This window comes from Nocardia sp. NPDC006044 (genome assembly GCF_042871115.1).
In the GTDB taxonomy this organism is placed as follows: Bacteria; Actinomycetota; Actinomycetes; order Mycobacteriales; family Mycobacteriaceae; genus Nocardia.
Map to the genome: position 1 here is coordinate 334812 of NZ_JBIAID010000001.1, position 24872 is coordinate 359683.

Annotated in this window: 29 protein-coding genes; 8 read left to right on the forward strand and 21 right to left on the reverse strand. The window is 65.3% G+C overall.

Going from position 1 to position 24872, the window contains the following annotated elements:
• Positions 1-3 precede the first annotated feature (3 nt).
• The 3 genes from ACFYO1_RS01605 to ACFYO1_RS01615 form a co-directional block, all read right to left on the reverse strand.
• The gene (locus ACFYO1_RS01605) at positions 4-1053 is read right to left on the reverse strand and encodes a 3-oxoacyl-ACP synthase III family protein (protein WP_387226097.1); all 1050 of its coding nucleotides are present in this window, start codon (positions 1051-1053) and stop codon (positions 4-6) included.
• Positions 1054-1423: 370 nt separating this feature from the next.
• The gene (locus ACFYO1_RS01610; protein ID WP_387226099.1) at positions 1424-2044 is read right to left on the reverse strand and encodes a PAS and ANTAR domain-containing protein; all 621 of its coding nucleotides are present in this window, start codon (positions 2042-2044) and stop codon (positions 1424-1426) included.
• Positions 2045-2539: 495 nt separating this feature from the next.
• Entirely contained in the window at positions 2540-4069 is a 1530-nt protein-coding gene (locus tag ACFYO1_RS01615) for an LCP family protein (RefSeq protein ID WP_387226101.1), read from the reverse strand.
• 545 nt (positions 4070-4614) lie between these two features.
• On the opposite strand from ACFYO1_RS01615, the gene ACFYO1_RS01620 reads away from it, so the two are divergent.
• The 4 genes from ACFYO1_RS01620 to ACFYO1_RS01635 all read left to right on the forward strand — a co-directional run bounded on the left by ACFYO1_RS01620 (position 4615) and on the right by ACFYO1_RS01635 (position 7940).
• Positions 4615-5295, forward strand: a complete 681-nt coding sequence (locus tag ACFYO1_RS01620) for a hypothetical protein (RefSeq protein WP_387226102.1) — start codon at positions 4615-4617, stop codon at positions 5293-5295.
• 199 nt (positions 5296-5494) lie between these two features.
• Entirely contained in the window at positions 5495-6700 is a 1206-nt protein-coding gene (locus ACFYO1_RS01625) for a lipase family protein (RefSeq protein ID WP_387226103.1), read from the forward strand.
• A gap of 89 nt (positions 6701-6789) precedes the next feature.
• Positions 6790-7200 carry a hypothetical protein gene (locus ACFYO1_RS01630; RefSeq protein ID WP_387226105.1) on the forward strand — a complete coding sequence of 137 codons (411 nt, stop codon included), beginning with the start codon at positions 6790-6792 and terminating at the stop codon, positions 7198-7200.
• Positions 7197-7940, forward strand: a complete 744-nt coding sequence (locus ACFYO1_RS01635; RefSeq protein ID WP_387226106.1) for a hypothetical protein — start codon at positions 7197-7199, stop codon at positions 7938-7940. The genes ACFYO1_RS01630 and ACFYO1_RS01635 overlap by 4 nt, the downstream gene beginning before the upstream one ends.
• A 45-nt stretch (positions 7941-7985) precedes the next feature.
• Here ACFYO1_RS01635 and ACFYO1_RS01640 read toward each other — a convergent pair whose 3' ends face one another.
• The 15 genes from ACFYO1_RS01640 to ACFYO1_RS01710 are packed head-to-tail and all read right to left on the reverse strand — an operon-like array spanning position 7986 to position 19241.
• Positions 7986-8945: an esterase/lipase family protein gene (locus tag ACFYO1_RS01640; protein WP_387226108.1), complete on the reverse strand. Its 960-nt coding sequence runs from the start codon at positions 8943-8945 to the stop codon at positions 7986-7988.
• A 25-nt stretch (positions 8946-8970) separates the two neighbouring features.
• A complete protein-coding gene (locus tag ACFYO1_RS01645) occupies positions 8971-9891 on the reverse strand; it encodes a prepilin peptidase (RefSeq protein ID WP_387226109.1) in 921 nt (306 codons plus the stop codon).
• Positions 9888-10694 (reverse strand): hypothetical protein, encoded by an 807-nt coding sequence (locus ACFYO1_RS01650; RefSeq protein ID WP_387226111.1) that lies wholly within the window; start codon positions 10692-10694, stop codon positions 9888-9890. The genes ACFYO1_RS01645 and ACFYO1_RS01650 overlap by 4 nt, the downstream gene beginning before the upstream one ends.
• Positions 10691-11668, reverse strand: a complete 978-nt coding sequence (locus tag ACFYO1_RS01655; RefSeq protein ID WP_387226113.1) for a hypothetical protein — start codon at positions 11666-11668, stop codon at positions 10691-10693. Before ACFYO1_RS01655 ends, ACFYO1_RS01650 begins: the two co-directional genes overlap by 4 nt.
• Entirely contained in the window at positions 11665-12261 is a 597-nt protein-coding gene (locus tag ACFYO1_RS01660) for a hypothetical protein (protein WP_387226115.1), read from the reverse strand. The genes ACFYO1_RS01655 and ACFYO1_RS01660 overlap by 4 nt, the downstream gene beginning before the upstream one ends.
• On the reverse strand, positions 12245-12817 hold the full coding sequence (locus ACFYO1_RS01665) for a hypothetical protein (protein WP_387226116.1): 573 nt from the start codon (positions 12815-12817) through the stop codon (positions 12245-12247). The genes ACFYO1_RS01660 and ACFYO1_RS01665 overlap by 17 nt, the downstream gene beginning before the upstream one ends.
• 6 nt (positions 12818-12823) lie before the next feature.
• Positions 12824-13252, reverse strand: coding sequence for a Tad domain-containing protein (locus ACFYO1_RS01670; protein WP_387226118.1), 429 nt, complete (start codon positions 13250-13252; stop codon positions 12824-12826).
• Positions 13249-13695: a TadE/TadG family type IV pilus assembly protein gene (locus ACFYO1_RS01675; RefSeq protein ID WP_387226120.1), complete on the reverse strand. Its 447-nt coding sequence runs from the start codon at positions 13693-13695 to the stop codon at positions 13249-13251. The genes ACFYO1_RS01670 and ACFYO1_RS01675 overlap by 4 nt, the downstream gene beginning before the upstream one ends.
• Positions 13692-14051: a TadE family protein gene (locus tag ACFYO1_RS01680; protein ID WP_387226121.1), complete on the reverse strand. Its 360-nt coding sequence runs from the start codon at positions 14049-14051 to the stop codon at positions 13692-13694. Before ACFYO1_RS01680 ends, ACFYO1_RS01675 begins: the two co-directional genes overlap by 4 nt.
• A gap of 41 nt (positions 14052-14092) precedes the next feature.
• Positions 14093-14335: a hypothetical protein gene (locus tag ACFYO1_RS01685; protein WP_387226122.1), complete on the reverse strand. Its 243-nt coding sequence runs from the start codon at positions 14333-14335 to the stop codon at positions 14093-14095.
• Between the two features lie 45 nt (positions 14336-14380).
• Entirely contained in the window at positions 14381-15280 is a 900-nt protein-coding gene (locus ACFYO1_RS01690; RefSeq protein WP_387226124.1) for a type II secretion system F family protein, read from the reverse strand.
• On the reverse strand, positions 15277-16137 hold the full coding sequence (locus tag ACFYO1_RS01695; RefSeq protein ID WP_387226126.1) for a type II secretion system F family protein: 861 nt from the start codon (positions 16135-16137) through the stop codon (positions 15277-15279). The genes ACFYO1_RS01690 and ACFYO1_RS01695 overlap by 4 nt, the downstream gene beginning before the upstream one ends.
• Positions 16134-17729, reverse strand: a complete 1596-nt coding sequence (locus ACFYO1_RS01700) for a CpaF family protein (RefSeq protein ID WP_387226128.1) — start codon at positions 17727-17729, stop codon at positions 16134-16136. Before ACFYO1_RS01700 ends, ACFYO1_RS01695 begins: the two co-directional genes overlap by 4 nt.
• Positions 17726-18496, reverse strand: coding sequence for a hypothetical protein (locus ACFYO1_RS01705; protein ID WP_387226130.1), 771 nt, complete (start codon positions 18494-18496; stop codon positions 17726-17728). The genes ACFYO1_RS01700 and ACFYO1_RS01705 overlap by 4 nt, the downstream gene beginning before the upstream one ends.
• Positions 18497-18500: 4 nt before the next feature.
• A complete protein-coding gene (locus ACFYO1_RS01710; protein WP_387226132.1) occupies positions 18501-19241 on the reverse strand; it encodes an SAF domain-containing protein in 741 nt (246 codons plus the stop codon).
• A gap of 270 nt (positions 19242-19511) precedes the next feature.
• Here ACFYO1_RS01710 and ACFYO1_RS01715 point away from each other — a divergent pair, with 270 nt between their 5' ends.
• Both ACFYO1_RS01715 and ACFYO1_RS01720 read left to right on the forward strand, forming a co-directional pair.
• Positions 19512-19649 carry a hypothetical protein gene (locus ACFYO1_RS01715; protein WP_387226134.1) on the forward strand — a complete coding sequence of 46 codons (138 nt, stop codon included), beginning with the start codon at positions 19512-19514 and terminating at the stop codon, positions 19647-19649.
• Between the two features lie 9 nt (positions 19650-19658).
• Positions 19659-20378: a response regulator transcription factor gene (locus ACFYO1_RS01720; protein WP_387226137.1), complete on the forward strand. Its 720-nt coding sequence runs from the start codon at positions 19659-19661 to the stop codon at positions 20376-20378.
• 51 nt (positions 20379-20429) lie between these two features.
• On the opposite strand, the gene ACFYO1_RS01725 is transcribed toward ACFYO1_RS01720, so the two are convergent.
• Positions 20430-21143: an ADP-ribosyltransferase gene (locus ACFYO1_RS01725; protein WP_387226139.1), complete on the reverse strand. Its 714-nt coding sequence runs from the start codon at positions 21141-21143 to the stop codon at positions 20430-20432.
• Positions 21144-21444: 301 nt separating this feature from the next.
• Between ACFYO1_RS01725 and ACFYO1_RS01730 the strand changes: the two genes are divergently transcribed.
• Positions 21445-21807 (forward strand): hypothetical protein, encoded by a 363-nt coding sequence (locus tag ACFYO1_RS01730; RefSeq protein ID WP_387226141.1) that lies wholly within the window; start codon positions 21445-21447, stop codon positions 21805-21807.
• Positions 21808-21870: 63 nt separating this feature from the next.
• On the opposite strand, the gene ACFYO1_RS01735 is transcribed toward ACFYO1_RS01730, so the two are convergent.
• Together ACFYO1_RS01735 and ACFYO1_RS01740 are read right to left on the reverse strand one after the other, a co-directional pair.
• The gene (locus ACFYO1_RS01735; protein ID WP_387226143.1) at positions 21871-22230 is read right to left on the reverse strand and encodes a nuclear transport factor 2 family protein; all 360 of its coding nucleotides are present in this window, start codon (positions 22228-22230) and stop codon (positions 21871-21873) included.
• A 10-nt stretch (positions 22231-22240) separates the two neighbouring features.
• Complete coding sequence (locus tag ACFYO1_RS01740; protein ID WP_387226144.1) at positions 22241-23236, reverse strand: hypothetical protein; 996 nt, start codon at positions 23234-23236, stop codon at positions 22241-22243.
• A 465-nt stretch (positions 23237-23701) separates the two neighbouring features.
• On the opposite strand from ACFYO1_RS01740, the gene ACFYO1_RS01745 reads away from it, so the two are divergent.
• Complete coding sequence (locus tag ACFYO1_RS01745) at positions 23702-24742, forward strand: alpha/beta hydrolase (RefSeq protein WP_387226145.1); 1041 nt, start codon at positions 23702-23704, stop codon at positions 24740-24742.
• Positions 24743-24872: the final 130 nt, after the last annotated feature.

Genomic DNA, 24872 nt, shown 5'->3' on the forward strand with positions numbered 1-24872 from the left:
ACCTCAGACTTTCAGCGAAGAGATGGTGGTGGACAGGAAGCCTCCGACGACGCCGGACGCGGCGGGCACCATCAACAACTTCGACCCGGCCGGGATCTCCCCTCTGCTCAGGTAGTCGTGCAGCACGATGAAATGCGATGTGGTGGAGGTGTTTCCGTACTTCGAGATGACGTTGAGATCCCGCGGCATCGGGGAGCCGAATTCCCGCTCGGCGATCGCGTTCATGAACGGAATGGCGGCCGCGCCGAACTGGTGATGGATGAGGAAGTCGAAGTTCTCGTCGGCGAAGCTGGTACCGCGGTCGGCGTAGTACGCGCGTTGCGTATCGGTCCACAGCAGGAACCGCGCCTCGTTGTGCATCTGCCGGTTGTCGGTATACAGCGCCACCCCCTGCGATTTCTCGCTGGGCATGCCCAGGCAGAGCTCGGAGAACTGCGCGGCGGTGACCAACTCGATGTATTCGATCCGGTCTCGGTCGTCGACCGCACGATCCAGGACGACCGCGGCGCCGGAATCACCGACGGTCAGGGAGGCGAACTGAAGATCGTATTGCTCGGAGATCTCCTCGACCGCGGTCTCGGCGATCGGCGTGATGGCCTCGCCGCTGACGACCATTCCGTTGCGCACGATGCCGGTGCGGATCATCCGATCCAGGATGTAGGTGCCGGTCATCATGCCCGCGCAGGCGTTGGACAGGTCGAAGGTGATGGCATCGATCGCACCGATCGCCTTGGCGATCGCCGAGGACAGGGAGGGCTGCATGTACATCCGTGTCCCGTGCTTGCTGCGCGTGATCGAGGTCGAGATCACCACGTCCAGATCGCCGGGACGGTACTGGGACCTGGACAGACAGTCGTCTGCCGCTTTGACCGCGAGCGTGTAGGAATCCTCGTACGAGTCCGGGTTCGTGTCATGCACCCGGCGCTCCCCGATACCGGTGACCTTCTCCAGATCGAAGGCGGGGGCGGTATTCAGCCGGGAAACCAGTTCTGTTGTGGTGACGATCTTTTCGGGTAGATAGGCACCGAGCGATTCGAATCGGGAATGTGGCACGACGGCTCCTTGGAGTTCGAGAGTGATGACCGGCCCTGGCCGGCGCAACCGGCTAGGGCGGACCGCCCCTGACGCGTGGCGGTCATTGCCGTGCGTGTCGAGTCGGCTCCTCCGCAGAGGTGTCATCATGATACTTTTCTGCAACGTACTGATGCAACGATGGATCAGTCAAGTCGGACATGTTCATCGCATCCCGGGGTGTTGAATTGATGTTTATGCTGGTTATGAGCCTGGCTGCCTCGCTGGAGCTTGCTTCTAGCGGGGCGGCGTCATCCCTTTAGCTGCGCCTGTGCCTGTCTCCATGTTTGGATTGTTTGATGCGAATATGTAACACTATTGGAGGTGCGGTGAACCTCGTCAGCTGCTGAGGTCAGCCGAATTCGTGCGCTGTGAGCAGCAGATGGTCGAACCGGGTGCGGGTAGCGGTCGTGGCGCCGCCGAAGCGGGTCAGGGACGCGACGAGTTCGGCCGCCAGGGCGCGCAGTTTGACGTTGGTCTCCTGGGAGCGCCAGGTCAGTACCTGGAAGGCGCGTTCGGCGGAAATTCCGTAGACGAGCATCAGTGCCCCCTTGGCCTGTTCGATCACCTGCCGGCCGGCGACCAGGCCCGGCAGGATGTCGTCGATGGCCGCTTTGCGGACCTCGGCGATGCTGTTCGTCACGTCGATGTAGTAACCGCGCGCGCCGATGGCGCGGCCTTGGCTGTCATTCCAGCGATCGCCGACAACGAGCACGTCGTGTAGGGCGCCGTCGGTATCGATGATGCGGTGCTCGCTGCTCAGCGCCTGTCCGGTCTCGAGGATCCTGGTGAGGGTGTCGGCGATCGCCGTGCGGTCGCCGGGATGTTCATGAGTCAGCAGCAGTTCGGCACTGGGCGCCACGGTGTCGGCGGGGTATCCGTAGAGCGTGGCGAGTTCGCGGGACCATTCCCAGCGCTGCTCGCCGCACCGGAATCGGAATCTACCCGCGGGTGTGATCGGACGATTCCACATGGCAACACCTCTGCGTCGTCGCGGCATCCGGCGACCGGCCTGCTGGTCGAATGTGCGGGAGTGCACCGTTCTGGGGGAGGGGGAGGGGTGCACTCCCGCACATCGTCGACCGTCGAGCTGCGGCAGGGGCGGGAGCCAGGGAAGAGGAAGGTACCTGGCGGGCCGGAACCGATAGTCAGATCGGGTCCGTTCACCTACTGCGCGACGACGGTCGCTGCGTCGGCCCGCCGAGCGGCGGGACTATCGTCCGGCGGGACCGCGCAAGCTGTGGGTATTGGTGGCAAAGGGTGCGGGACGAGTCCCGCGTCATCATGGTGTTTCATTATGCATGATTAATGTTGCAGATTAGATTCAGCATGTCAAGCTGTGCGGTGGATTGAGGCGCATCTAAGTTGCTGTTTCTCGGTACTTCTCGGCGTAGACGTCGTATCCAGCGTTGCCATTGTGATTTCTTATGTCCCGAAACTGGATGCATTCGGCTGATCCGAACTCTGTTCAGTTCACGCAGGGAATCGCTGTGTCGGCTATCCGGGCACCGAGGGATTCGCCCGTGGCGGGCGCGGGTGGGACGATCGCGCTGTCCGCTCGGGAGGTGAGGCCGGCGGGCGGCTCGAAGTCGTCGGCGAGAACGACTTCCACATGGCCTTCGGGCACGCTGCTCGTCTCCGTCATGGGTAGACCGAGCAGGTCGGCCAGGTGGCGAGCGTCGGACGAAGCGCCGGGCGGATAACGGACCAGTGAGGTGCTGCCGACGCCATTACCGGTCGTGCCGATGCCGTAGCCGTGCGCCGAGAGCGCCGCTGACAGGGACGCCGCCGCACCGATTACGTGTCCGGCGTTGACGACATCGACGGTGCTCGCGGGTATCGGCTCGGAGGTTTCGGCCGCACCGAAGGCGGAGCGCACAGTGCGTCGAATCTCGGCCGGGTCCACGATATTGACGTCCTGACCGTCGACGACGTCATATCGAAGGATCGGCAACGTACGGAACTCGACGTCCAAGTCCTTGTCGTTGAGCGTGGTCAGGAACTCGGTCACGTCCCATCCGTCGGACAGCACGATATTGTCGTGGGCCACCCGCATGAGTGCGGAGAGCTTCTTCAGGTCGGCGAAGGTTCCCGCCTTGCGCAACTCCATTGCGACGGATGTGAGAAACGCCTGCTGGCGATGGGTGCGGTCCAGATCTCCGTGCTCGAGGCCGTGTCGCTGCCGGACGAAGGCCAGCGATTGGGCGGCGTCGAGCCGCTGCCTGCCCGCGGGGAAATCGGCGCCGGAGTACGCGAGGTCGTGCACCGGATGTCGCAAGCAGACCTCGACCCCGCCCAAAGCCTTTGCGAGATCATAGAATCCAGCGAGGGTCACCTCCGCGAAGCGGTCGATCGGCACCCCGGTCAGATCGCGGACGGTTCGCACCATCGACGCTCGTCCGGCCTCGCGGCCCGCGCGTTCCAGCGCGCGTGCGTCGTGTTCGCCGGCGGCGATCATCTGGTCTTGGACGGCGGCCTTCTTCAGTCCGTAGGACTCTTTGATCTTCGCCTTCCGGTAGCCGGGGATGTCGTGAACCGGGACGAAATCGTCGCGCGGAATGGAGAAGGCGGTGACCTTCCCGAGGTCCGCGGCCAGGTGAACCAAGATCAACGTGTTGGCGTTGTAGCCGCCGTTGTCGCCACTGCCCGCGTGCAACTGGGCCAGGACTTCCGGGGACAACTCGGCCCCGTCCGGGCCCTTCCGGGTATCCAGGCCGATCAGGAGGATGTTCATATCGCCGTCGAGCGAGCGCGCAGCGTCCGCGGACAGGGCGTCCGATCTGATGAAGCCCTTGTCGAACTGATCGGCGACCTTCCAGCTCATTCCGGTTGTCACCAGGATGGCCGCCGACAGGGTGAGGGCGAAGGCCTTGACCGTACGGCGTACCTTGCGTGCCCGCTCCGCTCGCCGGCGTGCGATACGCGCGCGACGCACCTGGGCACGAGATCCGATCCGCGAGCGGGGGTCCACGGCCGGGAAGGTGTGATCTGGCCGCATCGTGTTCAGAGGCTCCTTTGCCGTGCGCGCAGGTGCTCGTGGCATGTGCCGGCTCGGAGCGCTGTGGGGGATTCAGCGCTCCGAGCCGGCTGATCACGGACGGCGATTCGGCGTACCCGGAGTTATCCGAGCTCTCGGCTCTCGGCGCCATCCCGACGGGCATCCGAGTAGCAGGTCGCCTGAACCCTTGCTCCGCCCGTGAAGATATGGGGGCTTTGCTCTGCTTCAACTTAGCACGCTATGTTGCTTATATGCAACATTCCTGCTCGTAATCGATTCGGTGGATGTGGCCTTCCGTGGCGAGGGTAGGCCCGGAAAACATGTGCTGTTCTGCGAATTTACCTTGCCTTGAGCGGCTTTTCGCGTCTGATGGCACGCCGCACGCCGGCGCATATTTGACACATTGATAAGCATTTGCAACTATACGTTGCAATATTGACACGAGTGTTCGGTCGGATCGGGCTGCGGCTGGACCGCGCACGCCCGAGGCTGGATGGTTAAGGGGCGAGTGGATGCGGAATCGGATGTCCATCACGCGTGACGAGTTGGCCGCGCGCGGCGTCGGCCTGGCCTTGCAGCTGCGCTCCAAGCAGATCGCGGTCGACGACTTCTTGGTGCGATCCCAGATCTCCCGTGAGGTCTTCTACTTTCACTTCAGCGGCATGGCCGAGCTGTTCGACTTCGCCGCTGTCGCCAGCGCCGACGAAGTGGCGGCGGTGATCGAATGCCGGCAACGCCTGCGCGGACCGGCGGCGACCGCGCTCATCGACATCTGGTCGGCCGTGTTGTTCGGCACCGCCGAACAGGGGCCGGTCGTGATCGCCGGCGAGGTGGGGGCCGCCCCCTCCGCCACCCGGGATGTCTCCGGGCAGTTGCTGGTTACCACGCATAGTTTGCTCTTACGCGCAATACGCGAAGGCGACCTCCGGTGTGCGGAAAACGCCTATGACTCCGCAGTGCTGCTGACCCGGATAATGCTGACGCCCAACAGTGTGATGCGGAACCGGAGACTGCCGAGTGCGGCGGCTTCGGAACGAGCTATCACGATCACCGCCCAGGATATCGGTATCCGGGTCCGCCGACGGTATGTGCGCGAATATCTCGCTCGCCGCCTGCTGCTCACCCGCAACGAGCATTGGCGAATTGCTCATCTCGACAGTAATCCTGGCCTGAGCGCTACGTATTTTTCCGCTCCGGTCCGGCGGCGAACAGACGGAAAAGGGTGAAGCGCACGGCAACTCGACTGTAATCGGACAGCAGGCGGCCCGGATCGGCTGTACCTGATATCAACAACCTGGGGTGAGCGTGCGCATCGAGTTGACGATGTCCGCGCGTAACCGCAGCGTGTCGTAGAAGGATATCGTGACCCTACGTTGTAAAAGCAAGATGACGTGCTATCGCATTGTCGCACCGTTTGTTGCTGCTTTGGCGATATGTTCCGGCCTGGTCGGCGTGCCGCACAGCAGTGCGCAGCCCGGATTGCCGCCGTACCCGGTGGATGACCCGTTCTACGCGCAGCCGCAATCATTGGCGGATGCCGAGATGGGTGCGGTCGTCGACAGCCGGATGGTGACCCTGGACGGCTTCCTCGCCAAGCAGCAATACACCGCCTGGCAGTTGAAGTACGTAAGCCAAGACACCCAAGGCAATCCGTGGACGGCCATGGCAACTGTCATCAAGCCGCGGAACTCGATTCCGGGCAGGCTGTTCGCCTACATTCCGTGGATCGATGCGCTCGACTCCCGGTGCAATCCGTCCTATCAGCTGCGTGCGGGCCTGCCGTATCAGAGCACGACCGGGATGATCACCGAGCTCCGGAATGTTGCCGATCTCGTCGATCGCGGCCTGACGGTGGTGGTGCCCGACAACCTCGGTCCGTTCAACCAGTTCGCCGCGGGTTATGTGGAAGGCCGTAGCGTCCTCGACGGCATTCGGGCCGCCGAGAATTTCGGGCCGGCCGAGCTGCCGGGCGCCGGCACCGCGGTCGGGGTCTTCGGCTACTCGGGTGGTGCCCGCGGTGCGGAATTCGCGGCGGAACTGGCTCCGGACTACGCACCCGAGCTGAATCTGGTGGGCACCGTGGCGGGCGGCCTGCCTGCGGATATGGCCAGCGCGGCCACCCTGATGAACGGCGGGCCGTTCGCGGGCATCAACCTGTCGTCGTCGTTCGGAATCGCGCGCGCCTACCCGGAACTGAATATTCCCGCGCTTTATTCGGATCCGGGCCTCGGTGCGCGGCTGGGCGGGCTTTGTGCCGCCGAAGTCCTTGCGAGCTATGGATTTACCTCGGTGCAGGACTACTCGGTGAATCGGGCCTGGCCGCTCGCCGAACCGGCGGTCGCCCCCGTGCTCGAGTCGCTGCGGGCGGGCAATTACGGCACGCCGGCTACGCCGGTGTATCTGTTCATGGCGATCGATGACGAGATCGCGCCGATCCAGGGCATCGACGACCTGGTTTCCACGTACTGCGGAAAAGGGCTGGATGTGACATATGTGAAATATCCGGTGGTCGAGCATGTCGCGGCCGAGCTCGTCGGCCTTGATCCCGCGATGCGATGGTTGGATGACCGGTTCGCCGGCGTGCCCGCGGCGAATACGTGCGCTGCTCCGGGTCGGGCGCTCGTCGGGTGATGCTGCCGGACGGGAAGAATGGGATCCCGGCGGTGTGTCGGCACCCGCCCGCAACTCACGTGCGTCCCGAGTCTGGAACACTATGACCCGTGAGCGAGCGCATGGAACGATTTCTCGAATGGCGTAACAGTGTAGCGGGCGGTGATAGTGAACGGGCTATTGCGGCGCGTATGGGGATCGGCAATAACCGGGTAGGCAGGCACCTGCGCGACAGTGACCCGCCGGTGGCCGAAACGGTGATCGATTTCGCCAGGGCCTACGGCGTCAACCCGGTGGACGGCCTGGTGGCGGCGGGGCTCATCGAGGAGGGTGAGGCGCTGCGCGCCGCGGCCAGCGCGCCGCTGCGTTCCGCCACGCATCTGCAACTGCTGGAGGAACTGGTCCGCCGCGAGAAGGAGCGTTTGCGGTCGGATGCCGAGAACCAGAACACCACCGAATCGGGGGCGCAGCGTCGGCGTTGGCGGCGGGACACGAGTATCGCGGAAGGGTTGCTTACTTGAGCGTAATCGAGATCGGATGCTTCGTTTTCGCGGCGATCATGGTGGGGCTGCGGCTCACCAGGTGGCGCGGGGTGCCGCAATCGCGCCCGTTCACCGTCGCGTTGACCCTGCTCGTACTCGGTATCGCCCTTCGGCATCCGGCCATGCTGGATAGTAGCTGGCTGGATTCGCAATCCGCTGCGGACATCCACCTGGCCAACTTCACCGATCTACTCGGTGATCTCCTGGTCGCCACGGCCGCCTGCTACATCGGAGTCCTGGTCGCGCGTGCCTGGGGTCTGGATTTCGTTGTTCCCTGGATCGCGCGGGGGGTGGTCGCGGCCGCGCTGGTGATGGTCATTCTCTGGTCGATCTCGAACGCGCCGACCACTCCGGTGCGCTACGTCGGCGACCTCGGCGGGCCCGCGACGGCCTATTCGTACGTGGCCGCCACCACCGGGCTGCTCGCTCATCTCGCGATCGTGCTGACGATCGTGGTCGTGCGCGTGCCCGCCAAGATTCGGCTGGCGCTGCTCGCGCTCGGTTCGGCCGCGCTCCTGGGCGTGGTCAACAACGCGCTGCGCATCGCGAGCCATCTCGCGCATGGTGACGTGGCCGCTATGCGGCAGCGGCTGGACTGGCCGATCTCGCTCGCCGTCATCGTGTTGTATTCACTGTCCGGCCTCATCGGGTATTGCATGACCGCGCCCAAGCGCGCGCGTCGCGACGGACGTAATCGGTCCGCGTCGGCGACGTCCTGAATCAAGCCGCCGACCCGATGGCTATTGCCCGGATCGGCCGTCTGGTCAGGGAATCGTCCCCAAGAGTGGCACGGCTTGCTGACAGGGCACCGCTCGCTGATGCGCCGGGTCGAGCACATTCGACACCATGACCGCCGCACGCCGGGATCCGGCGAGATTGGCATGGTCGACCACATCGATGGGACACCCCTCCTGGACGACGATGTTGCGGACGTTCGGTCCGCTCGGCATCTCGCCGACAAACGGATCATCCAGCCGGGTAATGATATTCACGTATTCGATACCCGGTACGTACGGTCCGCCGTTCGCGTTGATCGCGGCGATGAATGCCGAGTCCGGCGCGAGTTGTCCGCAGGCGGCGCAGACCGGCAGCTTTCCGTCGGGAATGCCGAGACCGCGGGCGAATGGCGTGAGCACGTCGTAGCCGAGCAGACCCGCGCCGTGCCAAACCGGCCCGAGCGCAACGTATTTCCCGATCTTGGATGCCCCGCCGAGGTATTTGGCGTAGTAGTCGGGCATCAGGGTGCCCTGGGAGTGACCGACTATATCGACCTTGGCGGCGCCGGTAGCCGCGAGTACACGGTCCACGAACGCGCCCAATTGGGCTGCGCTGTCCTCCATCCGGGCCATCCCGCCCAGCGAGGTGAGCGGCCACGGGCCCGGCAGTGTCCCGTAGGTCAGCGCGAACACGCAGTACCCCTGATTCTTCAGCATGGGGGCATAGGTGGACCAGTTGGTCTGGCGTGATCCGCCGGTGCCGTGCACCAGCACCACCGGGTTGGGATGTGCCGCCGGTGGGACGCAGCCGAAGTCGTTGGTGCCCGGCTGACTACCGCCTGGATTCCTGAGCTCGTCAGCTACCCCGGTGAGGAACCGGTACCGCTCCGGTAGCGGTGCGGCCGATGCTCCGGGTGCGGTCGCCGCGGCCAGAACAACGAACGCGACGGCGAGGCCCAGGGCCTTCCCTGCGTGTCGCAGCCTGGTGGATGTGTGGCAGCGCGCCATGACGACGGCTCCTTTCTGATGGGTTCTATCGCCTTGATGGCCAAGGTGAATCGGGTCCGCCGGGGCGGTGTCGAGGGGATGGCGGCGCAACTGCCCGCGGGAGGCGTCGTCGCGTGACGCGGGCCGCGGCGCCGACGCCGAGCCGGGTGATCAGGACCGTGACCCCGGCGAGCATCGAGAGCACTGTCACGGCCACGACCGCTGTCGATAGAGTCGGTGAATCCGCCAGCGCGACAACAGTTCCCGCCAGCAGGTACGGGCCGGCCGCCAGATATCCGCCGGCCCTGCCGATCGTGACCCGTAGCCAGGCCACCGGAAACATCAAGAGCAGCGCGGCGAACAGCGCGGCACCGACGCGTTCCCACGCCACATAGCCGCAGACGAGCGTGAGCGGGACGCAGAACCACGCGTCACCCATGCCGACCTGCCCGCGGGTGATGGTCGCCAAGGTGAACAATCCACCGAAGGTGACCAACGCCGCGGTGAGCGCTCGCACCAGCGCACCGGGTTCACCGGTGATGTACGCCGCCCCGGACAGCAAGATCGAGACCAGCAACGCGCTGGTTCGGCTCGAGGCGTTGGGAATTCGATGCGTGTGCAGATCAATCCAGCTCGCCCACACGGCGAAAGTGCTCAGCGTGAGCCATGCCGCGACGTACGGCTGCGGTCCGGCCACCACTGCCCCGCCGGCCCAGAGCGCGGCATTCGTCGGCGCGATCCACCAGCGCGGAGCGTTGACGACGATCGCTACCCGGGCGCACCAGCGATCCACCACGGGTGTGACCAACGGGGCCGATACCAGGCCGGCCACCGCCGCCACGACGAGTACTACCGGCCTCGATGGGTGCCACCACCACTGGGCCGACGGCACGGCGACGGCCAGCGTGAGCACCGCGAGCACCCGGGCGGCCAGGAGCCGGTCCGGGCTACCGCGGTATCCGCTCATCGCGGTACGGGGATCGTGTCGAGGGCCTGCGCCTCTCCGATCCGCTGCTGGTAGGTGGACATCTTCGGCCACGGCACGACGAACGGCAATTGCAGGATGTAGCCGAAGATGTCGACCCACACTTGCGCGTAGACCACCCAGGCACTTGTGGCAGTTACGGTAAAGGTCCCGTTCGGTGCAGTGGCACTGCTTTTACCGATGAAGTGGCCGCAGGAGGGGGACGGAACGTCGCCGGCACCCGGCTGTGACAGTGCGTCCAAGCTGCCGTTATACGGCGCGAACGGTTGCTCGACCACCAAGGGATCCAGGTTGGGACACACCGATGGCGGCGAACCGTCACCCCAGTCGATGCCGACCAGAGGGTTGTAGGCCTGCAGATTGATGCCGTAGAGCCCGAGGATGTTACTCAGTGACAGGTACTTCGGGCCCACCGTCGATTTGCGGATCTGATCCGGGCAAATCCATGCCCACGAATGGAGACCTACGACGCCGGTTTGACCGTTGTCGGCCGTGCCCGGTGCAAAGCACATCGGCGGAGCTTCCAGATCCAGCCATTCCTCGATCACTTTCTTCACTTGCCAGATCCAGATGATGCCCAGCTTCGGGTCCTTTTTCAGCACGGCCGCCAGTGCTTGTGGATCTTGTCGCAGCACGGTATTCGCCCCGGCCCCACTGGTGCCGCTCGCCACATCCGGACCACCGTCGGGTTGGCCGGGCTCGGCGTTTGCCGCAGGGCACAGGGCGATCGCCAACAGCACACAGGTCGATGTGATGAGCCAGCGCAGGATCCGGGCGCCGCTCACCGCCGGCCACCTGGATCGACCGTGTCCAACGCCTGTGCCTCGCCGATCCGCATCCGGTATTTGGAGAGGGTCGCCCAAGGGATTTCGTAGACTTTCGGGGTGTCCACACCGAAGAACCAATAGTGCGAGATCGAGACGGTCCAGATACTCACCGCGGTCACCTCGAAAGTTCCGCCCGGTTCGGCAGTGCTGCTCTTGCCGATGAAATGGCCACAACTCGGTGATGCGGTATCGCCCTGCCCCGGTTGCCGCCACAGGTCGTATCCGCCCTCGTACGGCAAGAACGGCTGGGCGGTGCGCCACGGCGTCGGATTGGCGCACACCGAGGGCAGCGATCCGTCGCCCCAATTGACCGCGACCGCTCGAAGATGTGCTGTCCCTTGCGTTTTCCAGGCACCGAAGAGCAGGCTCTTGGCGATCACATCGTGCCTCGGGCCGACCGTCGTCTCGCGAATGTGCGCTTGATCGAACCATGCCCACGCTTGCAATCCGACCACCCCGGCGTGGCCGGTGTCCGCGGTCCCCGGCGCGAAAGCGAGCTTCGGCGGCTCGAGCCCGTTCAGCCAGCCGGCGATATCGCCCGGTACGTCCCAGACCCAGTGCCCGCCGAGGCCGAACTCTTGCAACGCCTTATCGAACTTCTCTTTGGCTTTTTCGGCGGCTTGCAGCGTGTTCAGGATGTTCTCGGCGTCGGTGAGCTTGCCTTTCAGCGCGGCAACCGCGTCATCCAGCCTGCGTTTGAACGCTGCCGCCTCCGCGGGCATGGCGCCGGCCGACTCCACGGGCGGGTGGACCGTGGCCGCACCGGCTCGGTCGGTGCGCGGAGCGACGTCTACTCCGCCGTCCCGTGGATCGGGATCGGCGGTGGCGGGAATCGGGTTCGGACCCAGTGCGAATGACAGCCCGAGGCACATCGACACGAATAGGCTGCGGTGGGTCAGCGGGCGCATAGCCGTTCCCTTCGTGCGGGTCATGGTTGACACGGTGCGTAGCGCGGCGCGGAGTCGCTCGTCACCCGCCACCCGTTGGGGTCAGGGAAGCTCGCGTTGCGGACGGTCAGGTCGGCGCGAACCTGTGCGGGGCGGTGTTCGTCGTAGTCCGGGGAGCCGTCGCGTTTCGTCCACGTCAGGCCGGAAAGGTCCAGGCACGCGGTGACATGGACCCATGCCTTCGGATCGATACTCGCGTCGGTGGCGTTCGCGTGCAGCACCCGGATCGCGCCCTCGCCGCGGACCCCATTCGCCCGGCGCACGATGATGTCGTTGGTCCACGCCGTCAGTACCGGGTCCGCCGCCGCCGAACGCAAAGCATCGACCGGGACCGCTGGGTTGTCCTCGAGTCGGCTCCAGGTCGCGTAGAACTCCTTGGCCTTGGCGACGGCGTCCGATTTCGCACGTTCGACCGACCGCGCCGGGTCGTCGTTGCCGCCGAAAAGGCGACCACCGCCGGGCAGATCGAGGTGCCCGCGGTGACCGGAACCGGCGCAACCGGTGCCGATCGCCACGGTCCCGATCAGCATCGTGGCGAGCAGGGCACGGCGGCGGGCGCGCTCAGAACGGCGAATCATCGCAACCTGCTCCGGGCACGTGCATGGTCTGCGCGACTCGCCAGCCGGCCGGGTCCGGCCATTGCGGGTTCTCCATCGTGGTGCGTACCTCCTGCGCGGTGTCGCCGGACACGGCCTTGTCGGGCACGCCGCGGACGCAGGTGTCGAGGTCGAGGGACGCCTTTCCCGGGGTCGGGCCGCCCGTGGTCGGGTCCTTGGGTATGTGGTAATCGGTGGGGCGGCTGGCGAGGAGTGTCAGCGGCGATCCGCCGCGTCGTTGCTCGTCGATCATCTGCTCGGCCGGCCCGATCTGGTCCGCTGTCGCCACCGAACTCAGCTGGGCCGGATCGGCGTCCGGGGTGCTCGCCAGCCGATTCACGAGGGTGTAGTAGTTCGTGAGCGCGGCGTGCGCCTGGTCGTTGGCCTGCTGTTCGGGGGACTGCCCGACCGACCGCGGTCCCGATAGACCGCTACTGTGAGCGGGCAGGTCGCCCGCGGCGACATGGTTGCAGCCGGCCAGGAGCCCGGCCACGGTCAGTCCGCCCGCGACGCGCGCGAAGGGCATCGATCCGAGCATCGTTGCTCACCTCTCTCCGGGTAGTCCGGTATTGGTCTGATTGATCCGGGCACTGGCGTGACCGGTCATCGTCTGCGGACCGATGCCGAACATGCCGAGGATTTTGGGCTGGTAGTTCATCGTGGTGTCGACCTCGATCGTGGTCGGACCGGTGGGGACCGCGGTGCCGGCGACGCCTACCCTTTGCAGGTACTGCTCGGCGTACGAGACAGCGGTAATCGGGTTCAGCACAACGCCTTTCCCCTCTTTGGCCAGGGGAATGACGATGCCCTGCGCGCCGGCGCGGGCTGCTTCCTCGGCGACCGCCTGGGCCCGCTGACCCGTTTTGATCTTGCCGCCGCCGTCTACGACCAAGCCGAGGACGGCGATGCCCGCGACCATGACGATCGCCCACCACAGCAAGAAGGACGCTTCGTCACTGTGACGGGGGCTCATCGGGCACGCTCCCGGAAGGTGTCGATCGGCGCGGTGTCGGTCGCGGTGATGACCCGGGTGCCGCTGATTCCGGGCAGCAGCAGTGCGTCGAGCGAGACGACGCAGGTGACCGTCGTGGTGACTGCCGCCAGAGTGCCAGGCGGAGTAGCGAATCCGGACGCGTCGGTAATGACAGTGGGTCCGCCGACGCAGTCGAGACCACGGGCGATCAGGTCTTGCCGGGCGACCCGCTCCGCGTCGGCGACCGATTCGGGTCCGGTGCGCGCCAGCGAGGCGGTACGCACCGCGGCCGCGGCAGCGAGTTCGACCTTGCCATGGGCGTACGTGACGCGGCCTCCGACGATGATCACCGCGATCAGCAGCAGTATCGCTGGGGTGATGATGGCCTGCTCCAAGACGGCGCCGCGGTCAGCGTCGCGGGGCCTGGCCGATTGCCCGGTCATTCCAGGTCCCCTGGCGCGGTGGTCCGATCGATCGGCCGTGTCTCATCGACCGTGACGGTGAGATTCAGGAACGGAATCAGCCGAATGGGTTGGCCCACAACGTGCGCCGACACTGCGCGCGGAGTTCGATCGATCGCCACGATGGGCGACCGGAGGGTGGTGGGGGCGGTTCTGGCGATGTAGGAGTACGCGAGTGCCTCGCCGAGCGCGTTCAGGCCGTATTCCGATCCGGCCCCGTCGGCCCCGATCGATGCTGCCGTGGTCGCGACGTTCCTGGCATGGAAATAGAACGCAGCTTGAACCGCGGTGAAGAACAGCAGCAAGACGACCGGGGTGATGATGACCGTTTCGAGCACGGAGGCTCGATCATCGGTCCATCGCGCCGGCGAGGCGTTACTCATTGAATCTGGCTCTGGCGTGCCAATACTTTGGCGGCGATAAAGGTCGCCAATGCTAGTGCGGAAATTGACAGGAGAGCGACCAGGATCACTTTTTCCACCACTTCGCCGCGGTCACGCTGGTCCCGGCTCGCGTATGCGCGGTCGGTCAATCGAGCGGCGTAGCCAGCGCATAGGAGAACGACGAGGCAAGTCGAAAACTTCAGTCCGGCAATGGTTTTCTGTGCGGTACGGAGAGTCATTTGTTTCCCTTTCTCGATTTTTCTGCGGAAATTCAAAGGGGCGCTTCAGGTTGTCATCACGTTGGTGATCGCGGGGACAAGAACGATCGCGACCAGCACGATGGCCATTCCCGCATTGGGAATGCGCAACTTCTCCGAGGCGATCTCGGCGTCGCTCAACTCGGCAGAGATCATTTCGTGGCGTTGAGCCCTGCTCCGTGCGCGGAGATTGTCGGCAACACTCGCGCCGCTTTCCCCGGACACGGTCATGATGTCCCCGAGATCGGCGAGCTGCGGTATCGAGAGTTGTTCGGCCAGTTCGGTCATCGCGTTCCACGGCGTCTGCCCGGCGAGCTGTGCGCGCTGCAGCAACTCGGTCAGCCGACGAAAAACCCAGCTGTCGCCGACCAGGGCGGCGCGTTCGAGGCTCTGCATCGCGCCGACGCCGCTGATCCGGTTGAGCGTGACCAGGTCGAGGTAGACCTGGAGATGCTCGGCGAACTCCCGGCGGGCGGTCGCCGCCTTCCGGCGGATCTCGATGTCCGGCGCCACGAACAACAACGCGCCGAGACTCACGGCGCCGAACACGACGAGTTCCCATGCGACGGAAACACCGAACTGTGCCGCGGCCAGCGCGCCGATCGGTGGCATGACGACACCGGCGAGGGCCGACAGTGTTTTGTCACCGAGATAGCGGGCGGTATCGGTGCGAAGGATTCGGAGGTCGGCGGGACGGCTGCGGGCCCAGGGATAGCGGGCCAGGTATGGATCGACCAGCACACCGACCTTGGACTTGAAGTCCTTCGGCCGCAACAGTTCCGACTCCGGCGTTACCGGTGGCGGGGTGGTCATGCGATCGACGGCGTCGGGTAAGGCCGGACGGGAACGCAGCATGGTTGCGGCGAGTATCACGATGCCGAACGTGGCGGCGCCGGCAAACGCGGCGATCCACAACATGTCCTTCATCGGATGGCTCCCTGCTCGCCATGGATGGCGATGAAGCGGGTCCGTTGCCGAGGACGGGCTATGGCCCGCATCCACAGGATCAACCCGGCGAACATCGCCAAGAACACGATGAGCAACGGCTGCAGTCCCGACGTGCGATAGGCGCTCATGTAGTCCGTGGCGACGAACAGGTACACGAGCATGCCGATGATGATGAGCGTGCACAGCCGGGCGCTGGTCGTCGTCTGTTTGCGCTCCGCCTCGATCTGATTCCGGTTCCGCACGTCCTCCGCGATGGAGATCGACAGCCCCTCCAGCACTTTCGTCAACCCACTGCCGCGCAGTGCCGCGGCCTGGAGCAACGCGGCGACCACACCGTCGGCCGACGCGTCGTTCACGTCCTCGGCGAATTGCCGCAGTGCGGGACTGACCGGTGCGTTCGCCCGCAGCCGGGCGATCAACGCGGTCAGTTCCGTGCTCAGCGGCGCGGGGATCGAACGCGCGGTTGCCATGATCGCCTGCTCCAGGCCGTTGCCCGCGGCCGCGGTGCTCGCGAGGTTGCGCACCCATTCCTCGAGCGCGTTCAGCCTGGCGATCTGCCCGGCCGCAGCCGTCGTCGTGAACAACTGCGGCAGCACCACAAAGGCGAGGGGGCCGGCGAACAGACAGGTGAACCAGCCGGTGAGCAGCCAGCCGAGCGCCCCGACGCCCAGTCCGGCCACCAGTTGGAGTGTCTGCAGCCGGGTTGTCCGTTCGAGCAGGCCCGAACGCTGAGCGCGCGGTCGCGTGACCGCGGGGCGGCGACTGCGATGCAGGCAGTAGCAGCCCGCGAACAGTGCGATTTCCAATCCGATCGCGGCGGCGTAGTAGGGAATCATCGCGCCTCGGCGAATTCGAGGGTGGACACCGGTATTTCGGCCTCGCTGAGGCCGCCGTCGAACAGCGCGCTGCGCAGCGCGGTCGGGAACGAGCCGAAACTGCCGGTGCCGTCCGGGTTGCCGCGATAGACGGAGGTGACCGCAGGGACGAGGTCGGATTCGCCTGGTTCGACATAGACCACCTCGCTGACGAAACGGCGCATTCCGGTGATCTGTCCGTGCCGGTCGCGCACCGTGATCCGGGCCAGCTGCACGATCAGGTCCACGTGATGGGCGACCTGAGAGGTGGCGTACTCGACGGTGATGCCGGGCATCTCCTGGGCGATGGTGGCCAGTCGGTGGATCGCGGCTCTGGCGTCGGTGGCGTGCACGCTGGCCATGGATGACGGGGTGAATTGCATCGCCTTGAACATGCTGATGATCTCTTGGCCCGCGACCTCGCCGACGATCACCACCTCGAGCTGCATGCGGACGAAAACGTAGAGCAGATCGGAGAGGTCGATCGTGCCCCGCAGGCGCCCGGTCGCGTCGTCGCGTTCACCGCCGCCGGTGATCACCTCGCCGCTCACCACATATGGCTCACGCCCGGGCATCTCGTGGAGATAGAGCTCCCGTTCGGTTTCCGCGGTGCCGATGCGCGTTTCGAGCGGCAGCGCGTTCGCGAGCGCCCGCAGCAGGGTCGTTTTCCCGGCACCCATCGGGCCCGAAACCATCTGCGACGCACCGCCGTTCGTCGCGGCGGCGAGAATGCGAGCGAGCGTGGACGGCAGCATGTCGCGGGCGACCAGGTCGTCGAGGGTCACGGTGGTGAGCCGGTGAACGCGGATGGCGATGTTCGGCCGCGGCACCGTCCACGCCATCGCGGTGAGGCGGATATGACCCGGCAGATCCAGCCGCAGATGCGGATGCACCGGGGAGAACGGGCGCCCGCCGCCGCGGGCCCGCTGGGCCAGGGTGACCAGCCAGTCGATGACTTCCTCGTCCGACTCGGCGATGGGCGGCCGGGTCTCGAATCGCCCGTCCGGGTACAGGACTCGCACATGCGGACCGTTGATCATGATGTCGGTGACGCCGGGTTCGTCGATGAGATGCTGGATCGGGCCGAGGCCGAACATGTGGTCCTCGACCGCTTTGATCAGCGCCCGCTGCTGGGTCTCGGACAGGGTCGGTTCGCCGCGTTGGATAGTGCCGCGGACCTCGTCGGCGACGAGTTGTTCGATGATGGTGCGGCCGAGTGTGCGGATCGTGTCGTCGGCGTCCGCTCCGACCCGGTCGGCGACCCCGGTGTTGTCGCGGCGCTCCCGGATCAGCGCGGAGAGCTGTTCGGAGGCGTCGTCGATGAGGCGCCGCCGAAGGTCGCTGTGGGCCTGACCGGCACCGGGTACCGGTTCCGGTGCTGCGCTGTCCGCTACGTCTTCCCAGCCGGGTTCGGATGTCTCGTCGGTGGGCCAACTGGTCGATCCTGGTGCGGCTGTGCACTCCTCCGGTACTTCGCGGGGCGCGACGGTGTCCCGTGGCTCGAGCTCCTGCAGGTGCGCCCACAGCGAGGTGATCGGAGCGCTCGCCGGGCCTGGCTTCGCCCGGTGCCTCACGATGCCGTTCCGATCGTGGTGCTGTCGAAATGGTTGTCTGCCAATGCTTTCCATGCGTCCCGGAGCGCACGAAGATAGCTCGACCTGGCCTGTTTGCGGCGGCTGAGGGTCACGCCCTCGGAGAACACCGCGGCGTGCCTCGGGTCGTCGGGCAGGGTGGCGAGCACGTCGACCTGGAGGGCGTGGCGCACTTCGGCGGGCGGGTAGGCCGAGCCGACCAGGATGACGCCCAGTTCGGCGGCGGAACCACAGCTCTCGAGATCCCGGCGCAACTCGGGCAGGACGCCCGCGAGAATGGTCAACTCGGGCAGGGTCGCCCGGGTCACCACCGCGACGACGTCCGCTTGGACCATGAGATCCGTTGCGCTGTAACGATGTCCGTAGCGGCCCAGATCGGCGACGACCGGCACGCCGGCCTCGGCGACTTCGGCGAGGTAGCCGCCGAGCGGTCCCCACACCGTGCGCATCACCATCGCCTGGCGAGTAGTCCACAGACCGGTCAGCGCGTGCACGCCGGTGTGCGGCACGGGTTCGGTCTGCTCGCGGACCTTCTCCGCCAGCTTGCCGGTATCCGCCGCCTCGGCGAGGCGCACGATCGACTTGCGGCGCGAGATCGCGGCACGGAAATACCGGCTGTGCAGGAAGCTGCCGCCGCACGGGTCGGCTTCGACATAGAGCGCGTGCTCGGTAGGCGCGCACAGGGCGAGGCCGAGCGCGGTAGTCGACGTTCCCGGGGCGGCGACCGCTGAGGTCAGTGCAAGAAACACAGGTTCACCTGACTCTGGAATCGAGGACGATCGCCACCCTGCCGGTCGCGGCACGCGCCGCCACCCAGTTGGCCTCGGCCGGCGGGACGATGACGTCGACCGTCGTGGTCTGGGTATTCGAGGAATTGAGGCGGACGGACACCACCTGGGCATTCGAGGTGATCGGAGCCTGCACCGGCGCGTTGTCCCCGTCGCGCGGGGTGTCCACGAGCTGGACCAGATCGCCGGGCAGCAGGGGTGTGGCGGGCAGTTTGCCGGCGGCGACGGTGATGCCGACCAGCGTCTGATCGGCACCGGGGACCACGGCGTTGGCCAGCATCTTGGCGTTCAGCAGATCACCCGCGCCGAGTGGTCTGGCCGCGGCGAGGCCGAGCACTGAATATTCCATCGTTCGGGGGACGACTTGCAAACCGGCGTCGGTGTTGACCGTGGTGACCTTCAGGTCGTCGGCGGTGAGCTTGTGGCCCTGCGCTACATCCTTGGCGAGCACCAGTACATCGGTGGTGGCGCGCATGTTGTGCACGACGACCAGCGAGCCGCCCACCGCGCCGAGGATCAGGACGGCGCCGACGACGCGCAGCCCCCAGCGCGGCCGGCTACGGACCGCGGGGAGCGGCCGGAACACGGCGGTATCGCCATCGATCAGGGGGTCCGCCGCGGTGCGGTCGTCGTCGGCCGGTGCAGGCCGGGAGACGGCGTCCTCGGCTTTCGGCTTCGCCGGCCGGCGGCTGATCAGTCTGAACATGCGCGTTCTTTCGGGTCTTCGATGGTGACCGGTGCGGCCGGCACCGGGGGAGGTCTATTCGTCAATCGCGTGGAGTGCGGTCATGAGCGCGAATGTGGTGTTCGGTGTCGTTGATGAAGATTCAATACTGCACATATCCGTTTCGCTATCGATGGCCGAACGGTGGAACCTGGTTTGGCCTCTTCGGCTGATTGCTGCTCGGTTTTTCCTGTTCAACCGGGGCTTTACCTCGTTCTTGGCTCCAAAACAGACTATAGTATTGTGGCAAACATGAAGCAAGTGGTGCCAATAATGGAACATTTAGTTCATGCCCAGACCGGCATGAGTCAGGACGAGGTCGATCCGGTGACGGACGCGATGAGCCCGACTCTGGATGTCCCGCGAACTGCCGCGGCGTATCTGTATTGAGGTGTGCTGGTGAGCGAACAGTGGGGAGAGCCCGCGTCGATCTTGGTGGTGAGCGGGGATCCGGCGACGCGACTCCGGTACGCCGAGATGCTCCGAGCGGTGGACGGTCATGTCGTCGATCAGGTCGAGAGTTGTTCGGCCGCGGTGGCTTTGCTTGCCCACCGACGATTCGACCTGATCGTCGCCGAGACCGGGCCGCCCGCGGTAGACGCGGTGACACTGTGCCGGTCGGTGCGCACCGGCGGTGACCGCACCGGGCTTCTGCTGCTCACCGCCCCGGGCCGGACCTCGGAGCGGGTGCTCGCACTGGAGGCCGGCGCCGACGATTGCCTCGGTAGACCTTTCGACGTCGCTGAGTTCCAGGCCAGGGCGCGAGCGCTGGTCCGGCGGGTAGACCGCATGTCGGGCATGGTGGACGATCAGGACGGCTGGTTCGAGTTCGGCGGTCTCCAACTGGTCCGTCGATCCAGGGAAGCTCGGCGGGGTTCGAACGTTGTCGCGAAGTTCACCAACACGGAGTTCGCCATCATCGAAGTGCTCGCGGTCAATGCGGGAATCGTGCTCAGCCGAGAGGCCATCGCGGAGCTCGTGTGGGGTGCGGCCGCGCGCAAGAGCAACGTCGTAGCCGTCTACCTGTGCTACATCCGCCGGAAGCTCGCGGACGCCGGGTGCCACGGATTCATTCACACCATCCCGCTCGTCGGCTACCAGTACCGGCTCGGCGGTTGATCCCGGCTGCCGTGCCGGGCCGGTAGCGGCCGGCCCGGCGCACGACGGTGGCTACAGCTCGACCATGCGGACGATCCAATCGGTCCCACCGGTTCCAGGGACCTTGTCCTCGACCCGGAACTTGGTCCCGGGCGCGAACAACACCTCTTTCTCGTTCCGGTAGGCGGACAGCTCGGGCGGCAACTCCCGGCCGTTGCGCGAGGTGATCTCGAAGACCACCCGGGGACCGGCGCCGGTGGCGCCGGCGGGCGGTATGTCGGAGAAGGACTCCGCATTAGCCTTCACCGTCGAGGTAGAGGTGAAGGCGCGTTCCGTCACGATCCGGCCCGGCGCGTAATCGGCGAGCGCGGTCGAATCCGGAGGGAGCATGATGCCGCGATAGACGGTCCCGTGGAATGCCGGGAGTTTTGTGAGGCCGGCCTCGATCCGAGCGATCTCCGCCTGCTGCTCCGGGTTCGGATTGCCCTCTCGGAGAGCATTGTTCAGCTCGGTGTAGCCCCCGTTCGTGGTGTACGCCTTGATCGACCGCTTTTCCGGGTCGGTGAGGTGCGCGGTCGCGCCGCGATGTGCTTCCGGCCCGGACTCTCGTCGTTGCTCGTGGGGTTCGGGGACCAGCGGATGTTCGGGATGTGGCACGACTTCGTGCACGGCCGGGGTGGTATGTGTCGCGACACCGGCGGGTGGCCCCGCGGTGGCGACACCGGCGGTCAGCGCGGTCGCCGCAACGGCGAGTGCGGCGCCGGAAATGAACTTCTGTGTCTGCATGGCGGTTTCGCTTTCGCTCCGGATCCGGCGCGGGCGTGCGGCGGATCAGGCGCAGGCTAACAGCGGGTCATTAGCGCGCCGTTAAAATCCGTTGCGGCACTTAATATTTCACTAATCTCCACCGTCTAGCCTGACCCTCGGCCTGGACGCTATGGGCCGGGACGGCAAGGAAACCGAAGGTCTAGTACGAAACCGGAGATGACCAATGAAGATAAGGTCCGTAGTCGCGGCAGTGGCGGCCGCCGCGGTAGCGAGCGTAGGGAGCGCTACAGTCGCGCACGCCGCGCCTGTGTCATCGGTTGTGCCGCGGCACAACACCGGCGGCCCGCTGCTGCCAGGCGCTCCAGGCTTCGATGAAAAGCTGGACAGGGCGCTCAACACGCTGAACCTGGAGATCGGTGCGGGGAGTCCCATCACCGGGATGCTCGGTACCGCGGTGGGAGCGGGGATCGGGTGCCTGGTGGGCTTGCCGGCCGGCAGCGTCGTCTCTGTTGTGACATCGACCGAGTTCGTGATGCCCGAGGAGGATGCGGTCGGCTGTCTCGGCGGCGCGGCGATCGGTGCGGCGATCGGCGGTGTGGCGGCGCAGGCGCCGGTGCTGCTCGGGGCGAGCGGACAGTTCCTGAAGGCGATGCTGGCGCCGGATGCTTCACGGAGACCCTGACCGCACCTTGGAAATGTCTGTGCCCCGGTCCAGCGGGCCGGGGCACAGACATATTCAAGGTGACTACCGGCTCCGATCCCAGTCCATCCACGCCTCGACGATCGCGCCGTCTTGGACGCGAAAGATATCGACATGGCGTTCGGGAAGGTTGCTCTGTGCACGTGCCGCTGGGACGGTGGCCGTCAAAGCCGCGAGCAGGCTTCCGCTGATCACCGAGTCGATCTCGAAGTATCGGCCACCGGCCTTGGCATGTCTGCGGCGGATCATCGCGAGCACCTCGTGCCGTCCGCAGTGCTTGCCCGCGAGCAGGTTGCCGTTCAGCTCGTAGCCGATGACATCTGCGGCCAGGGTATCGGCAAGTGGGGACAGGTCGTTGGTGACGAGGGCGGTGCGGTAGGCGGCGAACACTATCTGCGGTGACATCGCGTGCTCCTTATTCATTTCGTACGCGGTTGAATAGATCGTCAGCGCATGCATTGCTTCGGCGGGGTGCGTGCCGCCCGCGTGCCGGGTCGCAGCCGACGACAGGTGGAGATGTTTCCGAAGCGGTCAGGTGAGCCGTCATGGCATAGCCGATCAGCCCGGATATCGAATACAGCAGGATCATTGCCGCGGATAAGGGCCCTTCCAGCCGATCCCGCAACGTGACGAAAACGCCACCGACGCCATGGGTGCCGATCCTCAGCACATTGCCGATCACGCCGAAAACCGCGGCCAGCGCGAGTGGCATCAGTGCGAGCCGTATCTTTCGGGCAGCGCGGACAACGAGGATGGAAATGAGGACGGCCGCGTTGGCAATCAGAATGGTGGTGGCGGCGATATACGTATAGATCAGTGCCGGCCCACCGAGGTCGCCGACGTATCTGATCGGGGTGAGCGGTGCGTCCGAGATGGCCCACAAAATTGTCATGGCCAGCGCGGTCGCCGCGATGCCGTACGCCAGCCAACGGCGCACCCGGCTCAAGCCCCAGGCCTGCAGGACCACGCTGCCGATATATCCGGCCGCCGCGGCGAGTAGGAGGTCTCCGAGCAGGCAGGTGAAGTTCGCGAGGTGGACGTTGGTGTCGTACGCGGACTGCACCCACCCGGTGCCCAGCAGGGCGGGGTGTCGCAGGACCACACCGCCCAGGAGCAGGCTCAACGCGATGGTGAAAGGCCGGGATTGGGGAAGGGATCGCCAGCGGGTCACGCGCAGCACGATCGTCGCGACCGCGACGGCACAACTGACGAAATAGAACATGAAACTCGTGCTCACGTTGGCAGCCCTTCCGGCACAGCGGCGCCATTCCGGTCGACGGTGTCTTCCGCTCGTGTGGTGCGACCGCACGGGCAGCGTGATGACGAGGTCGAACTGCACGGCGGGGCGGTTGGTGATAGCTGAGTCATCGAACTGGTGCGCGTGCCCTTCGGCTCGTAAGTCGATAGTCATGGTCGGATGACCAACATCGCGGGGTGGTGCTGGTCGGATGTGGGATCTGGCCGTCCCAGTATGCAGAACGGCATCCCGATAATGCAACATCATGTACCGGACGCGTCGTCTGGCGGTCCGGTCTAAGACTCGGTGCTTGTTGCGCAAGTTGCGAAGTGTGGCGTATATCGCGTTATCGCTGCCAGGCTCTATAAATGAGAACGCGGACATAGCTGCTGCTCAAGCTCATGATCATCAGATGTTCCGCGGCGCTCGTGGTAGTTGACCGACCATCGCCACCTTGGCAGAGTGTTGCGAATATGGAACATGGTGTTGTAGTTTAGGTGTAGATGTTCGCCTGCCTGGGTCGTGCCGCGCTGCGCCTGGCTTCGGTGATCTCTTCTGTGGCGATCTGCCCTCGAAATCAAGGAATGTGAAGTAGTTGTGAAGAACAAGATGCCCCGCTGCGTGCGGTCGAGACACAGGGTGGGCAAAGTACTGGCACTCATTACGGCGGGAGTACTCCTGCCCCTGGCCGGCGGCGGATACGCGGTTGCCGCGGAGAACCCGGCGGCCGGCGAGGGACAAGCCGGCAGCGCGGAACTGCGGTCCGGCGACGGCTCGCGTATCGTCGATATGGTTTCCGTCAACGGCCGAAATTTCCGGCTGAGCGTGTATTCCGCAGCGATGAAACGCAACATCTCCGTAGAGGTGCAACGTTCGCAAGCTCAGGGCAATGCTCCCACTCTGTATTTGCTCAACGGCGGTGGCGGCGGCGAGGATGCCGCCACCTGGCAACGGCAGACAGATGTGCTGAATTTCCTCGCGCAGCGGAACGTGAATGTCGTCCAGCCGGTCGGCGGAAAATTTTCGTTCTACACGGACTGGGACCGGCCCGATCGGGCCCTCGGCGTGAACAAATGGCGCACCTTCCTGACCGAAGAGTTGCCGCCGCTGGTCGACGCCCAGTTCCACGGCAACGGGGTCAACGCGATCGCGGGTCTGTCCATGGCGGCAACGTCGGCACTTCAGCTGGCGATCGCCCGTCCTGACCTCTATCGTTCGGTCGCGGCCTATAGCGGCATTCTCGGGATCAGCGACCAGCTAGGGCATTCTCTGGTCGAGACGGTGGTCAGTGCGGGCGGCGGTGACGTCACCAACATGTATGGGCCCGCCGACAGTCCGGAATGGGCGAAGAATGACCCCTACGTGCAAGCGGAAAAATTGCGTGGAAAGCAAATCTTCATTTCGTCCGGAACCGGATCTCCCGGCATTCATGATAAACTCGGTGATCCCCACCTGATCGCGCCGGGTCCCATCGCTCTCGGCAATCAAATTGTTGTGGGCGGACTCCTGGAAACGCAGGTCCATCAGACCACGGTCAGATTCCGGCAGCGCCTGAATGAATTGGGCATTTCGGCGACCTATGACGTCGATAAAAGTGGTTCGCACTCCTGGGGCTACTGGGAAGACATGTTCAAGGAGTCCTGGCCGGTGCTTGCCAGAGGTCTCGGCGTGATCAGCTGACCTGGCTGCTGCAAGTTTTTCGATAATCGCAACTATGTTGCCAATTTGAATAAAGCGCTCGGTCGACACTGTTTCGCAGTGGCGATATCGAGCACGAGTGAAGGAGTACGAAATGCTAGGCAGTCTCGGG

Bases quoted from the DNA above. Each gene is read 5' to 3' on its own strand.
- ACFYO1_RS01610 (WP_387226099.1), bottom strand. From the start codon at position 2,044: ATGTGGAATCGTCCGATCACACCCGCGGGTAGATTCCGATTCCGGTGC.
- ACFYO1_RS01615 (WP_387226101.1), bottom strand. From the start codon at position 4,069: ATGCGGCCAGATCACACCTTCCCGGCCGTGGACCCCCGCTCGCGGATC.
- ACFYO1_RS01640 (WP_387226108.1), bottom strand. From the start codon at position 8,945: ATGGCGCGCTGCCACACATCCACCAGGCTGCGACACGCAGGGAAGGCC.
- ACFYO1_RS01645 (WP_387226109.1), bottom strand. From the start codon at position 9,891: ATGAGCGGATACCGCGGTAGCCCGGACCGGCTCCTGGCCGCCCGGGTG.
- ACFYO1_RS01655 (WP_387226113.1), bottom strand. From the start codon at position 11,668: ATGACCCGCACGAAGGGAACGGCTATGCGCCCGCTGACCCACCGCAGC.
- ACFYO1_RS01660 (WP_387226115.1), bottom strand. From the start codon at position 12,261: ATGATTCGCCGTTCTGAGCGCGCCCGCCGCCGTGCCCTGCTCGCCACG.
- ACFYO1_RS01665 (WP_387226116.1), bottom strand. From the start codon at position 12,817: ATGCTCGGATCGATGCCCTTCGCGCGCGTCGCGGGCGGACTGACCGTG.
- ACFYO1_RS01670 (WP_387226118.1), bottom strand. From the start codon at position 13,252: ATGAGCCCCCGTCACAGTGACGAAGCGTCCTTCTTGCTGTGGTGGGCG.
- ACFYO1_RS01675 (WP_387226120.1), bottom strand. From the start codon at position 13,695: ATGACCGGGCAATCGGCCAGGCCCCGCGACGCTGACCGCGGCGCCGTC.
- ACFYO1_RS01685 (WP_387226122.1), bottom strand. From the start codon at position 14,335: ATGACTCTCCGTACCGCACAGAAAACCATTGCCGGACTGAAGTTTTCG.
- ACFYO1_RS01690 (WP_387226124.1), bottom strand. From the start codon at position 15,280: ATGAAGGACATGTTGTGGATCGCCGCGTTTGCCGGCGCCGCCACGTTC.
- ACFYO1_RS01695 (WP_387226126.1), bottom strand. From the start codon at position 16,137: ATGATTCCCTACTACGCCGCCGCGATCGGATTGGAAATCGCACTGTTC.
- ACFYO1_RS01710 (WP_387226132.1), bottom strand. From the start codon at position 19,241: ATGTTCAGACTGATCAGCCGCCGGCCGGCGAAGCCGAAAGCCGAGGAC.
- ACFYO1_RS01715 (WP_387226134.1), top strand. From the start codon at position 19,512: ATGAAGCAAGTGGTGCCAATAATGGAACATTTAGTTCATGCCCAGACC.
- ACFYO1_RS01725 (WP_387226139.1), bottom strand. From the start codon at position 21,143: ATGCAGACACAGAAGTTCATTTCCGGCGCCGCACTCGCCGTTGCGGCG.
- ACFYO1_RS01735 (WP_387226143.1), bottom strand. From the start codon at position 22,230: ATGTCACCGCAGATAGTGTTCGCCGCCTACCGCACCGCCCTCGTCACC.
- ACFYO1_RS01740 (WP_387226144.1), bottom strand. From the start codon at position 23,236: ATGACTATCGACTTACGAGCCGAAGGGCACGCGCACCAGTTCGATGAC.